Consider the following 20,835-nt stretch of genomic DNA (forward strand, 5'->3'; position numbering starts at 1 on the left):
CGGGCGTCGCGCCGGCGAGCCGGCGCGGAAACCGGGGGCCGTCGGGCCGGTCGATCGCGGCGAGCGCGCGGGCGATGCGATCGAGCGTCGCGGCATCGCGCGCGGGATCGCCGGTGTATCGGGGATGTGCCGGATAGGCTTGACGGAGCAGTTCGATGGTCCGCACGTCGACGACGAACCACGCGGTCATCCACGACCCGATTCCGACGCAGGCGAGCAGCCACGCCGCGAGGCCGATGCGTCGCGTGGTTCGGCGACGCCGGCTCGGCTGCTCGACGGGGCGCGACGCATCGCGATCCCGCGGCAGCAGGCGGGCGAAAACGTCGTGCAGGAACAGGCCGGCGTCCTCGGGGCGGTGGAGCGGCGCGGCGTCGAGCTGTTCGGGCAACGTCGACGAGCGCGCGCCGCCTGTCTGGCGGCCGCTCGCGAACAGCAGACCGCGCAGGTACGGCGTTTCCTGATAGACGTTCGGGCCGAATGCCGCGCGCGCGAACGTGTCGAGCGGCGGCCGCAGGCGGGCGAGTTCGTGCGGCAGCAGCAGCGCGCCCGGCGACGGCGGCCCGCCGCGCGCCCATAGCGTCGTCCGCAGCGCGCCCAGACGGTCCGCGACGCTGTCGAACGCGTGCGCGACGAATACGGTCGCGTCGTGATCGCCGAGATAGCCGAACGCGCGCTCTCGATCCGCCGGCGCGAGTTGCGCGGCCCATTCCTCGAAGCCGTAGAGGCGATCGCACTGCGTGACGAGCAGGTAGACCGGGAAGCGTTGCTCGAACAAGCGGATCAGATGTTCGAGTCGTTCGCGGATCGCGCAGCCGTCGCTCGTCAGCGCGTCGCGGTCCGCGTCGAGCAGGCGCGCCGCGTCGAGCGCGACGACGACGCCGTTGATCCCGCCGCGCGAACGCGTGCGGCCGAGTTGGTCCAGCACCGCGCTCCACGCGCGTTGGTCGGCGTCGGGCGCGCCGGGATCGGCGAAACGGCCGGCGAGATCGAGCACGATCGCGTCGTCGAAGCACCACCAGTCGCAGTCCTCGGTCGGTTCGACGTGCGCGGCGTGATCCGCGCGCCGCAGCGGCGACGCGAGGCGCGCGCGGGCCAGCGCGGTCGTCTTGCCCGCGCCGGAGCGGCCGAGCACGAGGTACCACGGCAACGCGTCCAGCGGCCGGCCGCCCAGCCGCGACGACGGCGCGGCGCGCGCGAGGGCCGCGACCGCGGCGCGCCAGCGCGCGGCCAGCCGGGCTTCCGGCGCGTCGCCGCCGGTCAGCCGTTCGGACGCGTCGAGCCGCGCCAACTGCCCGCGCGCACGGGCGGCGCGCAGCGCGCGCCGCGCGTAGCGGCACAGGAACCAGCCGCCGAGCCCCGCGCAGAACAGGGCGACGGCGAACCATTGCGGCCAGTCGAAATAAAGCGCGACGGCCCAACTGAAGAGTGCGAGCGCGAGCAGCGCGACGACTCTGAAGAGCAGCATACCGATGGTTTTCATCGCAGTTTCGAGAGAGTCGAGTCGACCATGTGCAGGATGACGACGTGATAGAGCAGACCGATCGACAACAGGATCGCGAGCGGCAGCCCGAAGTCCAGGCCGGCGCGCGCGAGGCGGCGGCGCGTGCGGGCGCGGCGCGCCGCGTCGGGCGATTCGCCGCCCGCATAGGCGGCCGGAAACGGCGGCTCGCCGTCGGCGGATGCGTCGACGCCGAGCTTGTCCAGCGTGCGCCGCAGAATCGCGTCCAGCGGCTGGCCGTCGGGGTCGTAGCCGTAGCGGCCGCGAAAGCCGAGCCGCAGGCAGAGCAGGTAGATTTCCAACACCGGCGCGCGGGTGGCGTCGAGCGCTTCGAGGCGCTCGAAGAACCCGACGCCCGCATGCGACGTGTCGAAATAGCGCTGCTGCAACAAGTGCGGCGTCCAGTGGGCGGCTTGCGCCCAACGGCTGTTCAGCACGGCTTCGTCGATCCACGCGCAGGCGGCGAACAGCGCGTCGTCGACGTCGGTGTCGTCGATCCCGGCGCGCGCCGCGTGGGCGCGCGCGCTTTCGATCTGCGCGTCGAGCCACATCGCCGCTTCGGCGGCCTCGCCGCGCGGGTGCTGCGTGAGCTGCCGCGCATAGGCGAAGAGCGGCATCAGCGAATCGGAGAGCCTCGTCATGCTTGCCTCACCGCGGCGAACTCCGCGTGCAGATCGTCCGGCGCATCGAGCCAGCGCAGCGACAGACGGCCGTCGCGGCGGATCGCGTCCCACTGCCGGCCGGTCTGCTCGATCCGGAAGTACTGCGCGCGGCCGCGGCGCGGCAAGCCGCGCGGCGCCTCCGGCAGGCGGGTCAGCGCGACCCCCGGCAGCGCGAGCGCGGCCAGTTGCGGCATCTCGTCCGTCGCCGCGACGCGGCCGCCGTGCAGGAAACGTCGGGCGAGCGCGTCGGGGTCGCCGTCGGCGCGGATCACCAGATAGCAGAGATGGCGCGCGCCGAACAGATCCGGCGGGAGTTGCACCGATCGCTGGTCGGGCGCCTGCGCGCCGTCCGGCTCGAACGTCGCGGCGAACTCGGGGCCGACCGCGATTTCGTCGAGCAGATGGTCGATCAGCGCGTGCGCGCGCGAGAAGCACGCGCCGAGATCGCGATGATCGTAGCCGGGCAGGCCACCCTGCGCGTCCTGCGTTTCGCCGAGCATGTCGAAGCGCTCCGAGAACGTGCTCAACTCGCCGACGATTTGCCGAAGCGCGCCGTAGACCGTCCACGGATGCAGCCGATCGCATTCGGCGAGCTGGAACAGCATCGGACCGAAGCGGTTCAATGAGCGCAGCGCGAGCAGGAACGCCAGGTAGCTCGCGTCGAAATCGGCGTGCCGCATCTCCCGTGGGCTCTTGTATTGCTGAAGCCGTCGGGCGCGGCCCGCGAGTTCGTCGCGGATGCAGACGAGCCGGGCGAGCAATTTCGGCGAGCCGGACATCGCGTAGCAAGGCGGCACGAAGTCGTCGTCGAGGCACAGGCGGTCCCCATCGCGCACGATGCGGGCGATCGGGATCGTTTCATGGTCCGCGAACGCATCGCGTTCCGGCTCGAAGATGATCTTCAGCACGTGCGTGAGCGTGCGAAGCGGCGCGGGCGGATGATCCGAATAGAGATCGCCGACGTCGTCGCCGACGGGCAGCGTCGCATAGCGGGTCGGCGCGTGCGGCAACGCGTCCGCCGCGGACGCGATCGTCACGTTGTTCGCGTCGCGCGCGAGCCGTTTCAGCGCGACGTGGACGAGCAGCGGGCGGTCGCCGTCGAGCCACGCGGGGTCGAACGGACGGGCGGCGACGACGGCGTTGCCGGGATAGACGACGTGACTGCGGTCGGCGAACAGCAAGCGCGCGGAACGGATCTCGACCACGCGGTTGTCGATCGCCGGCTCGGCGAGCGCGAGCGCCCCGACGCCCCAGAAGTGCGGCAGGCCGGCCGCGAGCCAAGGCTCGGCGCGGTGCTGCTGATGCAGGTCGGCCTGTTGAAAGTGTTGCGGCTGCAGGAGCATGCCCTGATGCCAATAGACGTTTTCCATGTCGTTCATGTCGGATGCCGGGGTTACCGTTTGGGCGGCGCGTCGCCGGCGTCGCGTGGCGGCAAGGTCAAGACCTTCGCGCCGTTGTCGAGCGTCGCCCATTCGCGCGCCCCCGGCGGGGGCAGGGTCAGGCGCGTCGCGCGCGCGTCGGTGATGCTTTGCGCGCCCAGTCGCAGCTTCAGTTCCAGCACGCTCGGCGCGGCGTGATAGACGGACGTGAACCAGCCGTGCTTGTCGACGGCCAACGGCACTTCATAGAGCCGCGTCGCGCGCGGACCGTCGAAGTCGTAGTAACCGGCGACGATGCCGACGTAGCGCGTCTGCTGCGCGCGGTCGATCGACAGCGCGATGCGCGCGCCCGGTTTGACGACGTAGCGCGTCGTCTGGATGAAGCCGGTCGCCGCCACGCCGGCCGCCAGCGCGACGCGCAGCCGGTCCGGATCGTCGGCGAGGGTGCGGAACGTTTGCGCGTCCGCGCCCTGGAAGATCGTGAGCAGCAGCGTGTGCGGCGCGCCGAGGTAGGTGTTCAGACTCGGCGACGCGTCGACGTCGAAACGCAGCGCATCGGGCGCGTAGTCCCAGTGCGTGTCGGCGCGCGCCTGTTCCTCGGTGACGCCCGCGGCGCAGGCGGTCAGCGCGATCGACACGATGAGCAGGGTCAGCGCGGCGACGGCGCGGGCGCCTGCCGCGGAACGGCGCGAGGCCGCCGGCGTGAAGGTCGTGAATGCGATCATGGCGGCCCTCAGCTCATCGCCATGACTTTTTGTTGGCTGGGCTGCAGCACGACGCCGGCGGCATTGCCGTCGTTCTGCTTCGTCGGCGTCGTGAGCCTCACGACCGGACTGCCTTCGAACTTGACCTTCGTGCTTCCCGCCGTGAATTCGACCTTGCCCATGATCTTCCTGGACATCACGCCGCCGACGCTGCCGGGCTGGTCGCCGTTCGTCATCGGGATCGTGGATTTCTTCGTGAGCGCAGGCGCGCCGCAGACGAGCACCTTCATCGTGATCGACGCGCCCATCGGCGGCATGCCGGTGTTCGGGTAGGGGATCGGAACCGGACCGGCGGGGGTCGGCGTCTCGCAGACGTCGACGGGACACATGCACAGCCCGGAGGCCGCGGTGACAATGAACATGATGGAACTCCGCAATAGAAAATGGGAAATCAGCCGAGATCGATGCGCGCGCCGTCGATGCCGACTTGGCGGTCCGCGAGCAGCGTCACGTCGCGGGCATGCAGATGCGCGCGTTCGTCGACTTGCCAGCGGATGCGTCCGGCGCGGGTGTCGTCGACGCCTCGCACGCGGCGAAAGCAATGGCCGAGCAGATGCCATGCCCGATCGAACACGCCGGTGAAGCGTTGCGCGACGAGACGGGCGTCGCGCGCGCGGCCGTCGACCGACTCGGCCCGGATGTCGAGCCGCGCGGCGGACACCCGGGCGCGCCCGGCGCTCAGATCGATGCGCGGCGCATCGGCGTCGATCCGGTCGCGGGCCGCGAGCGCGATGCGCGATGCGTCGATGCGCAGTCCGTCGACGCCCGCTTCGAGCGCGACGCCGCCGGGCAGCGCCAGCGTCGCGAGCGGCGCACCGCCGCGCGCGAGCACGGTCAGCACATAGGCGTGCGCCGAGCCGGCGTCGTCGAAGCCTGCGTCGCCGGACATCGATGGCGTGACCGGGGAGCGCCAGATCAGCACGAAATCGCCGACGTCGGGCGCGAGCAAGCAACCGGCGGCGCGGCGCGCGCGGACCATCGGATCGTCGAACAGCAGCCATTCGCCGACGCGGCCGGCGACGCGCGCCGTGTGCAGCGACGGATCGGCGGCTCGCGGCGGCGCGCTCGCCGAGTCGGGTGGAGGCGAGGCATGCCTCGGCGGGGGCGAGTGGCGGGGCGTCATGATTGATGCGCGGTCCATTGCTCCGCCCGCGCGAGCCCGGGGTCGGTCGGGCGTGCGCCGCGCTTGCGCGCGCCTTCCCAGCGGGTGGCGCGGTCATCGACGTTGTGCAGGTTCGCATGCGAGAAGTCCGCGCCGGAGCAATCGGCGCGCGACAGGTTCGCGTGAGAAAAATCGCAGTAGACGAAGCATCCGTCCGCGAATGTCGCGCGCTCGCAATCGGCGTGCGAGAACAGCGACAGGCGTGCGTCCAGTCGGCTCGCCCGCGCCGCGCCCAACTGCACGCGCGTGAAATCGGCCTGGTCGAACGTCGCGCAGGTCAGGGTCGCGCCGACCAGCGAGGCGCCCGCGAAGCGCGTATGCCGGCCCTGCGCGCCGATCAGCGTCGCGCGCTCGAGATTGGCGTCGAAGAACAGGGTCTGCATCAGCGCCGCGCCGCCGAATTCGCTGCCGGACAGATCGGCGCGACAGAAATGGGTCATCGTCAGGTCGCAACGTTCGAGGCGTTGCCCGCTCAGATTCGCGCCGGTGAAGAGCGCGTTGGTCAGTCGAGCGCGCTCGAAACACGCGGTGGACAGGTCGGCGTCCATCGCGGCGAACCGTTCCAGTTCGGCGCCGGTGAAATCGGTGCGCGCGAAGCGGCAATCGACGGCTTCGCTGCGCGACAGCTTCGCGTTCGCGCATCGCGCGTCGGTGAAGTCGCATCCGTCGAACGTCGAGCGCGCCCAGAGCGCGCCGGTCAGCGTCGCGTCGGCGAGATCGACGCCGGTCATCGTGAAGGCGTTGCCGGTCGTCGCCCGCAGGCTCGCGGCGCGCAGCGCGACGTCGTGCCAGCTCGACGCGTCGAGCGTCGCGCCGTCGACGCGCGCGTTCGTCAGATCGCAATCCAGCCAGCGCGTCCCGTCGAGCCGCGCGGCCGACAGATCCGCGCCGCGCAGGGTCACGCGCTCGAACGTGCAGTCGGACAGATCGCGGCACGACAGGTCCGCCTGTGAGAGATCGACGCCGGACAGCGTCCGGGTGTCGGCGAGGGCGGCGAGCGCCGCGTGAAGAAGGTCGGGCATCGGCATGATCGGTGAGGTCAACGGGAGGGCGTGAGTTCCGGGCGCCCCTCGACGACGAGCACGGTGCGCGCGATGTCGGCGCCGTCGAGCTGCGATGTTTCGAGGGCCGTGCCGTAGCAATCCACGCCGTACAGGTTGCTGGATTGGAGTTGCGCGCCGGCCAGCCGCGCGCGGCGCAGCGACGCGCCGAACAGATTCGAGAAACGCAGGTCCGCGTGATTCAGATCCGATTTGGACAGATCGGCATGCCGCGCGCTCGTCAACGTCAGCTGCACGCCGCTGGCGGCCGCGCGGACCAGGCTCGCGCGATCGAGCGTCGCCTTGTGCAGGTTCGCGTGATAAAGGTCGACGCCGTCCCAATTCGCGTCGTCGAGCGTCGCGAGGCTCAGGTCCGCCTGGGCGAAGCAGGTCGATGCATCGGCGCGCGAATGGCGCAGCGACGCCGAGCGGAATCGCGCGTTCGGTGCGTGCGCGCCGAACCATTCGACGCCGTCGCACTGCGCGGACGCGAAGGTCGTCCCCGCCAGCTTCGCGGCCTGGAAGCTGGCTTTCGGCAAATGGGCCGACGTGAAATCGGCCGCGTCGAGCACGCAATCCGCGAAGCGCGCGGAAGTGCCTTCGAGCCGCGCGGCGGCCAGCCCGGTCATCGTGCTGCCGTCGAACTGCGTGTGCGTGCAGCGGCCGTCCGTCAGCGACGCTTGCGTGAAGTCGCCGCCGCTGAAGTCGGCGCGGTCGAGCGTGGCGCAATCCAGCACGGCCGCGCGGCACGATGCGCGCGGCGCGGACGCGTCGACGAACGATGCGGCGCGAAGGTCCGCGCTCGCGAAATCGGCGTGCGGCAATATTGCGCGTTCGAACGACGCGCCCGCGAGCCGGCTGCCCGTGAAGCGGGTCCGGTCGAGGCGCGCGTCGCGGAAATCCGCGTGCTCCAGGCAGGCCGACGATAGATCCAGGCCGCTGAGATCCAGCCCGGCGAACCCGAGTCCGCGCGCGTGGCGCTCGATCACCCATTCGCGCGTCGGCGGTCGAGCGGTGGATGCGTCGTCGGAGGGCGGCGCGGCCGGAGGCGGCGGTGCGCCGCCGGCGGCGGCCGGGTCGACGCGCGGTCGCGGGTCGGGCGATTCCGTCGTGTCGGCCGGCGCGGGTTCGGCGAGCGCCGCGAGGCTTGCCGTCAACGCCTCGACGTCGAGCGGCGCCTCGTTCGGGTCGAGTGCATCGAACGAGGCGGCGAGCGCGGCAAACTCGGGCCGGTCTTGCGCCATCGTCCGCCACGCGGCGCGCGGCGCGGCGTGCTGTGCGACGAGCGCGCGGGCCTCCGCGTCGGCCTGCCGAAGCAACGCGCCGAACGCAGGGTCCGACGCATCGGAGGCAAGCGGCGATGCGGCGGCATGGGGATCGGCTGCCCCGGGGAATGCGCCGTACTGGGCGTGCCACTGTTCCGCCTGGGCGTCGAGTTCGGCGGCCAGCGCGGCCAATTCGTCCAGATTCAAGTTGGCCGGCGCGTCGCGAGCGGGCAGCAGTCGCTCGATATCCGCGTCGGTCAGGCCGCGCTCGGCGAGCAGCGCGTCGGTTTGGGCGTCGAGCGCGGCGGCGGCCTGTACCAGCGAGGATAGATCGGGCGCGGGGGCTTGCGGATCGATCCCGTGATCGTCCCCCGCCTCGACGCCGGCCTCGGTCTCGGCGGCGAACAGGGCCGCCGAGGCCGGCGCGGCGGCGTGAACGGATTCGACGCGCGGATCGGGGTGCTCCGTCGTCGGGCGATTCAAGTAGGCGTCGTCGGGCAACGGCGGCGCGTCGGCGTGCTCCCAGGCAGCGATCAGACGCACGACGTCGTCGCCGTCCTCGTCGTCGATCAGGACGGTCCCGCGATACAGCACGATCCCGCAACCCTCGCCGGGGAGCAGCCACACCGTTTCCGCGCGCAGCGGGCAGACATCGACCCGCGGCGCTCCATCGACCGAGCGTTCGACGAAGCAGCGGGCGCGAATGCGCGGCAGCGCCCCCGTCATGATGGATTGCTCGGCGTGCAGGTTGACGAGTTCGATGATTTCGCCCTCGCGCCAGAACGCGGCGATGCGCTGATCGCGGGGCGCGGTATGGAAGTAGTCCGCGCGCGTGCCGGCGGGCAGATGAGGCCAGTGCTCGGCTTGCCAGCGTGCGTCGAACGCGCCGAGATGCCGGGTGCGCTCGGGGTCGGACGGCGGCCGCGCGTGGAACTCGGCGAGCGCCGCGTGCGTCGGCGTGTCGATCAAGCGCGCCTTGCAGGCCGCGCCGATCCGGGCGCGCACCGCCACCGGCGTGCGCGTTGCGCGCGCGGGTGCGTGGGCTTGGCCGTACACGAGGAACTCGCCCGAGGGTTTCGGAAAACCTTCGTCGAGCGGCGCGTCGTCGCCCAGCGCTTGCCGCGCGATGCGCCAGAGGTCCGCTTCGGTCGCGAGATCGGCGGGGCCGACAGGCGTGTCGCGTAGCGGAAAGCAGGCGAGCGCGCCGATCGACAGCCGGTCGACACCGTCGAAGCGGAAGGTGCGCGGCAGTAGCGCGAGCGTGTCGGGTTTGATGATTTTCATGATGGGAGAGGAAAGCGCGGACGCATCAGCCGAGCTGGATCAGTTGGCCGTCCAGCTTCAGCGACGCGCTACCGTTCAACTTGAGATTCGTCGCGCGCACGTCGACCGCGCCGTCGCTGCCGAGCTTGAGCGACGCCGATCCGCACGCGGCGGCGAACTTGCCCTCGTCGAGTTCGACGCTCGATTTGCCCGCCTCGATGCCGACCTTGGTCTCGCGAAGATCGAGCTTCGTCTTGTCCTGCGCATGCGACAGCGTGAGACCGTCGGCGGTCGCGACGAGCCGGTTGCCTTTGAAGCCCAGCTCCGCGTCGGACGCGCCGATGCGCACGGCGCTCAGATTTTTCGTCTGCTTCGCGAGTTTCTGCTGCAGGTTGTCGCTCTTCAGCGCGAGCAGCTTCTTCTTCGCGTTCAGTTCGACGAGCTTGGCTTCCTTGACCTTGATGGCGACCGCCGCGACCGCTTCGCCCGGCGACGGCGGGGTCGGCACGAGGGCGCTCACGCCGAACGCGTTCTGATTGGTCGACAGCACTTCGTTCTCGGAGATGTCGGCCTCGAGATCGGCGATGTCCTTGATGCAGGCGTCGAGATCCTTGCGCAGGCCGATCAGGTCCTTGAGATCCAGCTTGGTCGCCGGATCGGCGGGCACCGCGCACAGCACGGCGTCGGCGGCGTGCAGATGGGCGTGCTTCGCCGCCTCGACGCTCCAGCGGCCCTTGCCGACGCTCATGGCGACGTCGGCCGCGCCGGGGCCCTTGCCGTGCGTCGACCACGTCACGCCGTCGACCGTCAGCGACATCCGGGTCGCGTGCGTCAGGTCCTTGGCCGCGAGACCGATACCGTGCTTGCCGAGCGACAGATCGGCGACGAGCGGCAGCGCCGCCTGCATTTTCGCGATGTTCGTCAGCAGCACGCGGGACGTCGTCATCAGGGTGGTGCTGACGGCGGTCGCGCCGACGAACTGTCCGGCGGATACGCCGAATCCCGCCCACGGCAGATCGGCGACCGCGCCGCCCTTGATGAGTCCCGCCGCCGTCGCCGCGGAGGCGGCGTTCGCGAGGCCCGACACGATCATGAACTTGCGTACGGTGCTTTTCAGCTTGTCGAGTTGCTTCTGCAGCAGCGCGGAGGCGTCCTGGCCCGCCGAGAGCCGGATCGCGCGCGTCGCGGATTGCCGGTGCAGCGTCTGCAGCAGATTGGAGGCGCTGTCGTTGATCTCGTAGGTGCGGCTGCCCGGCAGCATCCAGCGCAGGTTGCCCTGCAGCGTCGTCAGGAAATTCGCGCTGACGTCGAGGCTGTTGCGCACGCCGACATAGACGTCGGTGTCGCCGCCCATCGATACCGTGCACTTGAGCCCGCCGGAAAACCGGTACGCATTGCCGAGCGAAAAGTCGAACTTGTTGCCCGACGTGAGCAGCGCGAGGCCGTCGGCCGGGCCGACCGCGCCGAGGCCGATATGGTTGTTCGGCGCGTGCAGCCAAGTCGCCGCGCCGCTGCCGTCCTTCATGTAAAGCTGGTTGTGTTCGGTCAGAATGCGGTGCGCGGTCGGATTCTTGCGCGTCACGACGCTTTCGTGCGACGAGTTCGGCACCGCGCCGACGATGACCGGGCGGTCGGGGTCGCCGTCGTCGAACGCGATCTTCACCTCGGTCTTCTTGAGCAGCGGCAGATGCATGCCGCGATCCCGGCCCGCGAACGGCGTCGCCATCCGGATGCGCGCGGAACCCTTGTTCGCCGGGTGCGCGGTGCGCGCGAACGGAAACCGCACCTTGTATTGGCCATACTCGTCCAGCTCGGCGAGCTTGCCGCCGCCCTCGCCGTCGACCGTCGCACTGACGACGCCGGCCGCGCGCGGCTTGGGCGTGATGCGCGGCGCTCGGAACTGGACGTCGGCGGGAATCGCCTCGAATGCGACGCGATAGACCTGATCCGCCGGCACCGGGCCGAGCGGCGCATCGAGATCGGGAAACAGCAGGCTGGCCTGCGATCCCCGGTGCGAGATCGAGATCACCTGATAGCGGCCGTCGAAATCCGCGCGATAGTGTCCCGCGAGCGCGATGAAGCCGCCGGCCCGCAGGCCGGTCGCCGTCGCGTCGCCGATGAAGCGGCGGCCCTCGCACAGCAGCGCTTCCGCCCGCAGCTTCGCGTAGCGGCGGCCTTCATCCTTCGTGTGAAAGTGTTCGTCGCCGGACACCCGCTCGCCGACGCCGTCGCGCGCCACCGGTTCGCGGATCTCGAGCGACAGATCGGCTTTCCGATAGTTGAAATCGCGCAACACCACCTCGCGCGGCAGCGGCTGCATCCGGCAGGAGAACGCCTGGACGCGATCGGGTTCGACGCCGGTGTCGAAGTCCGTCGACGGCAGATAGCGGAGCGCGAGGTCGTCGGACGGCCCGGGTTGATGGCGGCGATCGTCGACGATGACGAGCGTGTCGCGCCGGCCGTCCTGCTCGAAGTAGTAGTAGAGGCCTTCCTTCTCCATCCAGCGCGACAGGAAGTCGAGATGCGTCTCGTCGTACTGGCAGACGAAGCTGCGCTTGCGGTACGCGCGGCCGTGGCGGAGCCGGTAATCGCGACTGCCGAACGACGCGTCGCGCAAGACTTTCCTCACGATGTCCGGGATCGTTTGTTCGTTCAGGTAGACGTCGGACACGCGGTACAGCGACAGGCGCCAAAGATGCGGCACCAGCACCGCGCGATAGACGGTGTAGCCCCGGAAGTCGTTCAACTGCTCGAATTCGGCGAGCACGCCGGAATAAGGCGCCGCGAGCGCGTCGCCGTACGGCGGACGAATCGTCAGCGTCGCCGTGCGGCTGAGCATCCGGGCGAGGTCGATGCGCGATTCGGCGCTGACGAGCGTCAGCTCGAAACGGTACGGTTGCGAGAGCGCCTCGCGCCCCGTCAGGTCGACCACCGCGAAGGTCGCGTCGTGATACGCGTCGCTGACGAACTCGAAACGCCGGCGGGCCGGCGCCCACGCGGCGGCGCGCGCGGCGTCCGGATCGTGTTGGAGGGACGTGGACATGCAATCTCCTGGAGGGCGAGGCGGCGTCAGCCGTCGGTGGACGCGTCGGGCGACACGACGAAGCGGCCGTCGGCCGCGACCGAGAGGCGCAGCGCGGCAGCGGGCGAGCCGTTCTCCGCGCCGATCAGGATCTGTTGCGCGATCGCCGGAAGGACGTGACGTTGCAGGACGAGATCCACGTCGCGGGCGCCGGATTCGGGTTCGGTGCACCCCCCCGCGACGTGTGCGACGACGGCGTCGTCGTGAATGATCGTCGTCGCGTGCTGCGCGGCGACGCGCTTCACGATGCGTTCGAGCTTCATGCGGGCGATGCCGGTGAGCGTGTCGGGCGCGAGCGTCGCGTAAGGGATCGCCGTCATCCGCGCGAGCAGCGCGGGCTTGAAGTGACGCGACAGCGCGGGGCGGATCGCCGTGAGCATCGTCGCGGCGTCGGGCCGGGGGGCGGCCGCGTCGAGATCGGCGATCGCGGCCGCGCCGAGATTCGAGGTCACGAAGATCACGGTGTTGGCGAAATCGACTTCCTTGCCCTCGCCGTCGGACAGCGATCCCTTGTCGAACACCTGATAGAAGAGGTTCAGCACGTCGGGATGCGCCTTCTCGGCTTCGTCGAGCAACACGACCGAATACGGACGCTGACGCACCGCCTCGGTCAGCATGCCGCCCTCGCCGTAGCCGACATAGCCGGGCGGCGAGCCGATCAGCCGGCTGGTGTCGTGCCGCTCCTGGAATTCGCTCATGTTGACGGTCACGATGGAGCGCTCGTCGTCGAACAGGGCGTCGGCGACCGCGAGCGCGGTCTCGGTCTTGCCGACGCCCGACGGACCCGCGAGCAGGAACACGCCGAGCGGGCGGCGCGGATCGTGGACACCGGCCGCGCCGGTTCGAATCGCGTCGGCGATCTGTTCGATCGCGTGATCCTGGCCGTGAATGCGCTGCTTGAGCGTGTCGGCGAGCCGCAACAGTCCGGTCGCGCGGTCGCGGCGCAGCTTGCCCGCCGCGATGCCGGTCCAGTCGGACACGACGTCGGCGACCGCGCCCGGATCGACGTCGATCCGGATGAGCGCGTCGTCGCGCTGCGCCGCCTCGAAGCGGCGGGTGGCGTCGGCCAGCGCGCGGTCGGCGCGTTCGCGCGCGTCCGCCGGCGCGGCGGCGTCGCGCGGGGCCAGCGTCCGGCAGTCGTGCCGCGCGCAGGCGAGCGCGCGCGCTGCGTCGCGCTGCGCGGCCCATGCGTCCCGCAACGTGTCGACGCGTCGGGACAGTGCGGCGAGCTCGTGCCCGATCGCGGCGACGCGCGGCGTGTCGGGGGCGCGCCGATCCGCGAGATCGAGCCGCAAGGCGGCGCGTTCGCGTTCGAGCGCCTGGATCGCGCGCTCCGCGTCCTCGAGGGCGGCGGGGCGTGTCTGCTGGCGGACCTTGACGCGGGCGCAGGCTGTGTCGAGCAGATCGATCGCCTTGTCCGGCAGTTGCCGGCCGATGATGTAGCGATCAGACAGCTCCGCGGCCGCGATCAGCGCGTCGTCGCGGATCGTCACGCCGTGGGCTTCCTGATAGCGGTCCTTCAGGCCGCGCAGGATCAGCACGGACGTCGCGACGTCGGGGCTGTCGAGTTTCACCGGCTGGAAGCGGCGGGCGAGCGCCGCGTCCTTCTCGAAGTACTGCTTGTATTCGCGCCAGGTGGTGGCGGCGATCGTGCGCAGCTCGCCGCGCGCGAGCGCGGGCTTGAGCAGATTCGCGGCATCGGAGGAGCCGGCTTGCGCGCCCGCGCCGATCAGCGTGTGCGCCTCGTCGATGAACAGCACGATCGGCGTGTCCGATGCGCCGACCTCGGCGATCACGCGCTTGAGCCGCTGCTCGAATTCGCCCTTCACGCTCGCGCCGGCCTGCAGCAGACCGAGGTCGAGGCCGAGCAGCGTCGCGTCCCGCAGCGATTCCGGCACGTCGCCTTCGACGATCCGCAGCGCGAGTCCCTCGACGATGGCCGTCTTGCCGACGCCCGGCTCGCCGACGCATACCGGATTGTTCTTGCGCCGCCGCGCGAGGATGTCGATGATTTGGCGGATTTCCTCGTCGCGGCCGAACACCGGATCGATCCGGCCGGCGCGGGCCTTTTCCGTGAAGTCCTCGCAATAGCGGGCGATCGCGCCGGGTTCGCCGCGTCCGCCGCGCGATGCGTCCGGCCCGCCCGGCCGGACGGTTTCGATCGATTGCGCGCACGCGTGCGCGTAGTGCTCGAGCAGCGCGTCCTTGCGCAGCGCGCGCAACACGTCGTCGCGTCCGGCCGACGGCTGCCGCGCGGCGCGGGCCGCCGCGGCGGCGAGCACGGCGGCCGAACGGACCCGCGTCTCGCCGAGATCGAGCGACGCGATCAGCCAGGCGTCCTGCAACAGTCCGAGCAGCGACGGCGCGAACGCGGGCCGGCCGCCGTCGCCGGTCGGCAGCGCGTCGAGCGCCGCGTCGGCTTGCCTGCGCAGGTGCGCGACGTCGACGCCGCCCGAGCGCAGCAGCAGCGCCACGTCGTTCGACGGATCGTCGCACAAGCGCGCGAGCAAGTGCTCGACGGTGACGTCGTCGTGCCGTCGCGCGACGCAGGCGCCGACGGCGCTTTCCAGCGCGTTCCGGCAATGAGGATTGAGGTGCTCGATCAGCGGTTTCAGGTCAACCAGCAGCATGATGGGAAGGCGTGCGATCAAAGAGGGAGAACGGAAGGCGGAATTCGGACGACGCGACGCATGCGTCGGCGGGACCGCCCAGCCAGGTGTCGAGGCCGATGCGCGACCACGCGTCGCCGCCGCATCGCGCGGGCTGGACCTCGCGCGCGCGGGGGCGCACGACGACGTCGACGATCAGCGGTTGCGTGAGGTAGATACGCGTCAGGAAGCGCAATCGCCGAAACGCGTCGCCGCCGGGCATCAATGCGCGAAACAGCGCATTCGGCACGTCCGAGAGCACGATGCGCACGCGCGCGCCGCAGTCGTGCATCCGGATGCCGATGCGCGCGTCGACGCCGAGTCGATGCGCATGCGCGCCGACGCGCGTGCGCTGATCGCCGGGGATCGGCAGCCACTGCGGCACGCACGATTCGATCTCGACCCGCGCGGGCGAGAACGCATCGGCGAGCAGCGTGCGCAATCCGAGCGCGGAGCGCGGCCGTTGACTCAGCAGGCCCGCGTAGCGCAGCAACGCATGCTCGTGCCATCCCGCCTCGCGCGCGCCGCGCGCGTCGACGCCCGCGAACGCATACAGCATCCGCAGCGCGCCGTCGTCGCGCGTCTCGACGATCCGCAGCGACAGCCGGTACTTGAGCCAAGAATCGAACAGCAGCGGGTAGAGGCTTCGATGCAGCACGTCGAGGAATCGCCGCGCCGCATGACGACCCTTGAACGCTTCGTCGATCAAATCCTCGGTATAGAACGTCGGCAGCGGTGACGACACGCCGTACAGGCCGAAGAAATTCGCGACGACCCGATAGCCGCCGTCTCCCGCCTTGTCGATGCGCTCGATGTCCGTGTCCGGAAACGACAAGGCGAGATTCGGCCGCGTGTGGATCGGCATCGGCGCGGCGCGGCCGGCGTCGCCGCGTCGCTCGTCGACGATGCGACGCAACAGACGAATCGCCTGGAAGTACGCGAAATGCTTCGCCTCGCCGAGCAGAACAGGTTCTAGAGCAGGCATTGCGACCCCATCCTGGCCGGCCAGACGAAGCGTTCGCCGTCGGGCGACGCGTCGATCTCGACGCGCGTGTACGTGTTGATCGCCGCGTAGTCCGCCAGAAAGCGTTCGAGCACGCAGCCGAACAGATACAGTTCGCCCGGACCGCCGAACGCGCCGGCGCGGCAGCGCAGCGTCACGTGCTGACCGCTCGCCATGCGTTCGCCGACCACGCGGGTTTCCGCGCGAACGTCGACGGATTCGATGCCGTCGATGCGGCGGCGGTCCGCTTGCGCGCGCGCGTCGTCGCGGCGCTCGTCGAACGCGTAGATCGCGAGCATGCGTTTCAGGTTGTCGACGTCGCCGAGCGACAGGAAGTTCAGCGCGAGATGGCTGAGCGTGCGCCACAGGAGCGGCTCGCCGAGCGGGGGATCGAGCGGCGGCGTCACGGCCGCGATATTGCTGAACGCGAAGCGTTCGGGCGAGCTGTCGGTCGCGTGGCGAACGTCGCCGATTTTCAGGCGCGCGGGCAGTTCGCCGTTCGTGCAGGACAGGGCGATCGACAGCGTTTCCGTCGCGAGCGCCTCGCCCGGCGGATAGGCGAGCGCGAGATGAACGTCGTGCCCCGGGCCGTCGATCGCCGGGCGGCGCACCAGCCGGTAGTGCGCGGCGTCCGCGTCGCCGGCGCCGAACGGCGCGTAATGCCGCTCGACGGCGTGGCCGGGCCGACAGCCGACGACGCGATCGACGGAGAAGATCCGATACTGATCGCGGGCGTCGCCTTCGGGCTGAAGCCGATAGTCGGCGGTGCGATGTTCGTGCTGGATCGGCACCGCTTCGTGCGGAAACAGATTCAGCGCGGGGACGACGTTGAGCCGGAGGCTGTCGCGCTCGATGCCGGGGAGCCATTCGGGCACGGAATCGAGCGTCAGCCAGACGCTGAACTGCGCGCCCGAGCGTTCGGCGCGCCAGCGTTCGAGCCCGGTCAATTCGACGAACAGGAATTTCTCCGCGAACGCGAAGTATTCCTGAAGGAGTCGAAAACCCGGAAACGCGTGGTTGGGATAGGGCAGCAGGTCGGCGTCGAAACCCGCCGGCCGCAAAGCGTCACGGCCGAGCTCGTGACGCGCGCCGGGACGATCGGGGGGGCCGGCCGCCAGTTCGACCGACGCGACGTGCCGGGCCAACAGCGCGAACAGCTTGCTCGCGTGCAACCGTTCGCCCGCGACGAACAGGCGGATGCGAGCCGCGCGCCATTCGCTCGCGTCGACGCCGAGCATCTCGAAGTCCAGACGCAACGCGGGCCCGCCGTCGGCGGGGGCGACGAAACGGCAGTCGGCCAGCGCGATCGGCTCGACGTCGAGGTCGCCGCAGGTGCGAAAGCGGCAGCGCGCGCCGTCGACGGGCGTCGACTCGATTTCGGTGCCGGCGGCGATAACCGCGTGCTCGCGCAGCGCGCCGCGCGGCTCGAACGCGATCAGCGTGGCGGCCGGCACCGGCCGCAGATAGTGCGGAAACAGCAGCGTCGCCAGCTCCTGAACCAGCTCCGGAAATCCGTCGTCGAGTTTCTGGCGCGCGAGCCCGGTGAGAAAGGCGACGCCCTCGAGCAGCCGCTCGACGTCCGGATCGCCCGACGGCGCGCCGAGCATCGGCGCGAGCAGCGGATGCGCGCGGCCGAAGTCGGCCGCGCGCTCGCGCAGGCGGCACAGCTCGTCCTCGTAGTAGCGATTCAGTGTGATGGTGGCCATGATGAGTGGGCGGCGCGCGTCGCGCGCTCAGATAATGGTGCGGATGTCGATCTTTCCGTTACCGTTGACGGTCGTCAGGAAGCGGGCGGATATTTCGCGCTCGTCGAGTACGAGGCGCGCGTCGAGGCTGAATTGCAGCGTCGTGGCGTCGTTCGGCCGCTCGGCGAGCACCACTCGGGCCGATAGGAGCCGAGGTTCGTAGCAGGCGATCACGCGTTCGATCTGCTGTTCGATCTCACGGGTGAACCCTCGCGCGAACCCGCCGGCGAGATTCGTGAAATCGGGCAGGCCGAAGGCGGGATCGATCGGCACGTGACCTTGACGGGTATTCAGGATGCGGCGCAGGTGATCGACGATCGAGTGCGCCAGCACGTCGGCGCGCGGGGCCTGGCTGTGCTCGGCGCCCGCCTCCCAGTCCGAGATGCGCTCCAGCAGACGCCGGCCGGCCGCCCGCGGGCGGCCGGCGCGGTGCGTCGTCATGCCTTCGGCGCGAGCCAGGAGTCTTCGGCTTCGATGCCGTCCGGTACGTAGGTCCAGGTGATCTTCTCGTAGGTGAACGACACGTCTTCCATGTGGCCGAGTTGCTTGTTGTCGATTTCGAGGCAGTTGGGCGTCCATGAGCGGATGCTCGTCAGGATCGCGTTCTCGAGCTTGACGGTGTAGTAATGCTCTTCCTTGCCTTCCTTCAGGATGCGATAGAACTCGAGCACGACCGATTTCATCTGCTCGCCCGCCGCGAGCGCCTGGGACAGCTTCGGCGACGATTTGTCGATTTCCTTCGTCAGCGTCATCGGTCCGTGAATGCGCTTGCCGGTGGGCAGGCCCGTCTGCGGACTCTTGGGGATCTCGATCGTGTGCTCGACGGCCTGGACGAGAATCTTGCCCTTGTGACCTTCGATGCTGACCGAGCCTTCGATGTTGCCCTGGTTATGCCCTTCGAGCGTGAGATAGCACGGCATCGGCATGGCGACTTCCTCCTGATGTGACGGCGCGATGGATGGGATCCGCCGGATTGACGAACGTCGGGGTCCGGCGCGGGCCGCCGACGTGATGAAATTATTGACGGGACGGATTTAATTTCCGTTTCAGCGCGGCGCGGGCATGTCACGAATGAAACATCCGGCCGCGCGCGCCGTCAGCGCTTTTCGAGCTTTCCGACGAGCGACAGCGTGAACGAGGCGCCCATGTACTTGAAATGCGGCCGCACCTTCATGTCGACGCGGTACCAGCCGGGCTCGCCTTCGACATCCGAGACGAAGATCTCCGCCTGGCGCAACGGCCGGCGGCTTCGCACGCCCTCGGTCGGGTTGTCCATGTCGGCGACGTACTGGCGAATCCACTGGTTGAGTTCCTGCTCGAGGTCGCCGCGCTCCTTCCAGGTGCCGATGTTCTCGCGCTGGATCACCTTGATGTAGTGGGCGAGCCGGTTGATGACGAAGATGTACGGAAGCTGGGTGCCGAGCCGATAGTTCAGCTCGGCATCCTTGCCTTCCTTGCTGATGCCGAAGAACTTCGGCTTCTGCGCCGAATTGGCGGAGAAGAATGCGGCGTTGTCGCTGTGCTTGCGCATCGTCAGCGCGATGAAGCCTTGTTCCGCCAGTTCGTACTCGCGGCGCTCGGAAATCAGCACGTCGGTCGGGATCTTGTTCTGGATCTCGCCCATCGCCTCGTACGCGTAGAGGGGCAGGTCGTCGACCGTGCCGCCGCCTTTCGGGCCGATCACGTTCGCGCACCAGCGATAGTCGGCGAAGCTCGCGGTGAGCCGCGTCGCGAACGCGAAGGCCGCGTTGCCCCACAGGAAATCGGCGTCGCCGCCGTCGACGCGCTCCTCGTAATGGAAGCGCTTGACGGGCGTCGTGTTGGGGCCGTACGGCAACCGCAGCAGGAAGCGCGGCAGTGTCAGGCCGACGTAGCGCGCGTCCTCGCTTTCGCGAAACGCGTTCCATTTGGCGAACTGCGGCCCTTCGAACAGCGACGACAGATCCTTGACGTTCGGCAGCACGGCGAACGAATCGATGCCGAAGAACGCGGGCCCGGCTGCCGCGACGAACGGCGTATGCGCCATCGCCGACGTGCTGGCGACGTACTGCAGCAATTTGACGTCCTGAGCGCCGGGGCCGAACGTGTAGTTCGCCACGATCGCGCCGATCGGCTGGCCGCCGAACTGGCCGTACTCGGCGGTGTAGACCTTCTGATACAGACCGGACTTCGTGATGTCCGGCGAGTCCTCGAAATCGTCGAGGAGCGCCGTCTTGCCCACGTCGAGAAACTGGATCTTGATGTTCTCGCGGAAATCCGTGCGGTCGACGAGGAATTTCAGCGAGCGCCACGTCGATTCGAGCTGCTGAAAATCCGGGTGGTGCAGGATCGCGTCCACTTGACGGCACAGCTTGCGATCGATCTCGGCGATCAGGTCGTCGATCATCGACGGATTGATCGTCTCGATCGCGCGCTTGGGCGTGGTCAGATGCGAGACGAACGCCTGGATGCCGTGGCGCGTGATCGGATAGGCATCCTCGTCGCGCTTCACGCGGGCGGTCTCGATCAGTTCGTCGAGCAGCGACGCGGGCGCGCCGGCCGGCGCCGAATCCGGCGCATCGGCGGCCGGTTGGGCTTGCGAGTGTTCGCTTTCCATGGTCATGGGTTCCGTGTCGCGGTTCATTGTTCGTCGAGGTCGAGCTCCGCGAGCAATTGCTGGCGGGCCGCCTTGTCGGTCACGATTTCCTGGATGCGCTTGCGAAAGCCCGGAATGTTGCCGAGCGGTCCCTTCAACGCCTTCAGCGCGTCGCGCAGCGCGACCAGTTGCTTCAATTCGGGCACCTTGTCGACGATGGCGTCGGGAGAGAAATCCTGAACCGACGCGAAATCGAGCGTGACGGGCAGGCGATCTTCGTCGCTCGCCTGGTCGTCGATCAGATTCGGCACGCCCAGCGTGAGCCGGAGATCCTGCGCTTTCATCACGTCGTTGAAATCGCTCTTGTCGATGTTGACGGGCGCGGTTTCCTCGAGCGGCGGCTTGTCGCTCGCCGTGGAGAATTCGCCGAGCACGAGCACCTTGAGCGGCAGCTCCACTTCGGCCTTCGCGTCGCCGGTGGCGGGTCGATAGACGATGTTGACGCGCTCCTTCGGGGCGGTGGATCCGTTCGTTGGCATGTTGGGTCCTCTTCTTCGTTGTCGCTCGTGGGCGACGGTTTTGGCCGCGCGCCTGCGGATCGTTTGCACGAAACGCTCAAAACGGCCGTCGGCGCGGCAAGTATCGAAGGAAAGCGGGAACCGGCGTTAGCCGCCGGGTTCCAATTTTTGGTCGCTGCGTGCCAGCTCGATTTCGGATGAAACGAACGGCGCGGTGCGTGGTTAAGATCG

16 protein-coding genes are annotated in these 20,835 nt (G+C 69.4%); all 16 read right to left on the reverse strand.

Features of this window, described 5'->3' with window-relative positions:
• A partial coding sequence (locus RZR99_RS00205; protein ID WP_407655379.1) for a type VI secretion protein IcmF/TssM N-terminal domain-containing protein occupies window positions 1–1,480 on the reverse strand: 1,480 nt, incomplete at its 3' end.
• Window positions 1,477–2,139, reverse strand: coding sequence for a DotU family type IV/VI secretion system protein (locus RZR99_RS00210; RefSeq protein ID WP_323117715.1), 663 nt, complete (start codon window positions 2,137–2,139; stop codon window positions 1,477–1,479). The genes RZR99_RS00210 and RZR99_RS00205, both read right to left, overlap by 4 nt.
• Window positions 2,136–3,530, reverse strand: coding sequence for a type VI secretion system baseplate subunit TssK (gene tssK / locus RZR99_RS00215; protein WP_323118011.1), 1,395 nt, complete (start codon window positions 3,528–3,530; stop codon window positions 2,136–2,138). The genes RZR99_RS00210 and tssK overlap by 4 nt, the downstream gene beginning before the upstream one ends.
• 23 nt (window positions 3,531–3,553) lie before the next feature.
• Complete coding sequence (tssJ, locus tag RZR99_RS00220) at window positions 3,554–4,264, reverse strand: type VI secretion system lipoprotein TssJ (RefSeq protein WP_323117716.1); 711 nt, start codon at window positions 4,262–4,264, stop codon at window positions 3,554–3,556.
• Between the two features lie 8 nt (window positions 4,265–4,272).
• Window positions 4,273–4,665, reverse strand: coding sequence for a DUF4150 domain-containing protein (locus RZR99_RS00225; RefSeq protein ID WP_323117717.1), 393 nt, complete (start codon window positions 4,663–4,665; stop codon window positions 4,273–4,275).
• A gap of 29 nt (window positions 4,666–4,694) precedes the next feature.
• Entirely contained in the window at window positions 4,695–5,426 is a 732-nt protein-coding gene (locus RZR99_RS00230; protein WP_323117718.1) for a DUF3540 domain-containing protein, read from the reverse strand.
• A complete protein-coding gene (locus RZR99_RS00235; protein ID WP_323117719.1) occupies window positions 5,423–6,487 on the reverse strand; it encodes a pentapeptide repeat-containing protein in 1,065 nt (354 codons plus the stop codon). Before RZR99_RS00235 ends, RZR99_RS00230 begins: the two co-directional genes overlap by 4 nt.
• Before the next feature lie 17 nt (window positions 6,488–6,504).
• Window positions 6,505–9,054, reverse strand: coding sequence for a pentapeptide repeat-containing protein (locus tag RZR99_RS00240; RefSeq protein ID WP_323117720.1), 2,550 nt, complete (start codon window positions 9,052–9,054; stop codon window positions 6,505–6,507).
• Between the two features lie 25 nt (window positions 9,055–9,079).
• Window positions 9,080–12,076 carry a type VI secretion system Vgr family protein gene (locus RZR99_RS00245; protein ID WP_323117721.1) on the reverse strand — a complete coding sequence of 999 codons (2,997 nt, stop codon included), beginning with the start codon at window positions 12,074–12,076 and terminating at the stop codon, window positions 9,080–9,082.
• Window positions 12,077–12,102: 26 nt separating this feature from the next.
• Window positions 12,103–14,745 (reverse strand): type VI secretion system ATPase TssH, encoded by a 2,643-nt coding sequence (gene tssH / locus RZR99_RS00250; RefSeq protein ID WP_323117722.1) that lies wholly within the window; start codon window positions 14,743–14,745, stop codon window positions 12,103–12,105.
• The gene (tssG, locus tag RZR99_RS00255; protein WP_323117723.1) at window positions 14,732–15,748 is read right to left on the reverse strand and encodes a type VI secretion system baseplate subunit TssG; all 1,017 of its coding nucleotides are present in this window, start codon (window positions 15,746–15,748) and stop codon (window positions 14,732–14,734) included. The genes tssH and tssG overlap by 14 nt, the downstream gene beginning before the upstream one ends.
• Window positions 15,736–17,472 carry a type VI secretion system baseplate subunit TssF gene (gene tssF / locus RZR99_RS00260; protein ID WP_323117724.1) on the reverse strand — a complete coding sequence of 579 codons (1,737 nt, stop codon included), beginning with the start codon at window positions 17,470–17,472 and terminating at the stop codon, window positions 15,736–15,738. The genes tssG and tssF overlap by 13 nt, the downstream gene beginning before the upstream one ends.
• Window positions 17,473–17,499: 27 nt before the next feature.
• Complete coding sequence (gene tssE, locus RZR99_RS00265) at window positions 17,500–17,952, reverse strand: type VI secretion system baseplate subunit TssE (RefSeq protein ID WP_323117725.1); 453 nt, start codon at window positions 17,950–17,952, stop codon at window positions 17,500–17,502.
• Entirely contained in the window at window positions 17,949–18,437 is a 489-nt protein-coding gene (locus RZR99_RS00270; RefSeq protein ID WP_323117726.1) for an Hcp family type VI secretion system effector, read from the reverse strand. The genes tssE and RZR99_RS00270 overlap by 4 nt, the downstream gene beginning before the upstream one ends.
• A gap of 170 nt (window positions 18,438–18,607) precedes the next feature.
• Window positions 18,608–20,134, reverse strand: a complete 1,527-nt coding sequence (tssC, locus tag RZR99_RS00275) for a type VI secretion system contractile sheath large subunit (RefSeq protein ID WP_323117727.1) — start codon at window positions 20,132–20,134, stop codon at window positions 18,608–18,610.
• Window positions 20,131–20,625 (reverse strand): type VI secretion system contractile sheath small subunit, encoded by a 495-nt coding sequence (gene tssB, locus RZR99_RS00280; RefSeq protein ID WP_323117728.1) that lies wholly within the window; start codon window positions 20,623–20,625, stop codon window positions 20,131–20,133. The genes tssC and tssB overlap by 4 nt, the downstream gene beginning before the upstream one ends.
• Window positions 20,626–20,835: the final 210 nt, after the last annotated feature.

It is taken from the genome of Burkholderia alba (assembly GCF_034721475.1).
Taxonomy (GTDB): domain Bacteria; phylum Pseudomonadota; class Gammaproteobacteria; order Burkholderiales; family Burkholderiaceae; genus Burkholderia; species Burkholderia alba.

Excerpts from the sequence above, each read along its gene's own strand:
- RZR99_RS00210 (WP_323117715.1), bottom strand. The coding sequence starts at position 2,139 with ATGACGAGGCTCTCCGATTCGCTGATGCCGCTCTTCGCCTATGCGCGG.
- tssK (WP_323118011.1), bottom strand. The coding sequence starts at position 3,530 with ATGGAAAACGTCTATTGGCATCAGGGCATGCTCCTGCAGCCGCAACAC.
- tssJ (WP_323117716.1), bottom strand. The coding sequence starts at position 4,264 with ATGATCGCATTCACGACCTTCACGCCGGCGGCCTCGCGCCGTTCCGCG.
- RZR99_RS00225 (WP_323117717.1), bottom strand. The coding sequence starts at position 4,665 with ATGTTCATTGTCACCGCGGCCTCCGGGCTGTGCATGTGTCCCGTCGAC.
- RZR99_RS00230 (WP_323117718.1), bottom strand. The coding sequence starts at position 5,426 with ATGACGCCCCGCCACTCGCCCCCGCCGAGGCATGCCTCGCCTCCACCC.
- RZR99_RS00235 (WP_323117719.1), bottom strand. The coding sequence starts at position 6,487 with ATGCCCGACCTTCTTCACGCGGCGCTCGCCGCCCTCGCCGACACCCGG.
- RZR99_RS00240 (WP_323117720.1), bottom strand. The coding sequence starts at position 9,054 with ATGAAAATCATCAAACCCGACACGCTCGCGCTACTGCCGCGCACCTTC.
- RZR99_RS00245 (WP_323117721.1), bottom strand. The coding sequence starts at position 12,076 with ATGTCCACGTCCCTCCAACACGATCCGGACGCCGCGCGCGCCGCCGCG.
- tssH (WP_323117722.1), bottom strand. The coding sequence starts at position 14,745 with ATGCTGCTGGTTGACCTGAAACCGCTGATCGAGCACCTCAATCCTCAT.
- tssG (WP_323117723.1), bottom strand. The coding sequence starts at position 15,748 with ATGCCTGCTCTAGAACCTGTTCTGCTCGGCGAGGCGAAGCATTTCGCG.
- tssF (WP_323117724.1), bottom strand. The coding sequence starts at position 17,472 with ATGGCCACCATCACACTGAATCGCTACTACGAGGACGAGCTGTGCCGC.
- tssE (WP_323117725.1), bottom strand. The coding sequence starts at position 17,952 with ATGACGACGCACCGCGCCGGCCGCCCGCGGGCGGCCGGCCGGCGTCTG.
- RZR99_RS00270 (WP_323117726.1), bottom strand. The coding sequence starts at position 18,437 with ATGCCGATGCCGTGCTATCTCACGCTCGAAGGGCATAACCAGGGCAAC.
- tssC (WP_323117727.1), bottom strand. The coding sequence starts at position 20,134 with ATGAACCGCGACACGGAACCCATGACCATGGAAAGCGAACACTCGCAA.
- tssB (WP_323117728.1), bottom strand. The coding sequence starts at position 20,625 with ATGCCAACGAACGGATCCACCGCCCCGAAGGAGCGCGTCAACATCGTC.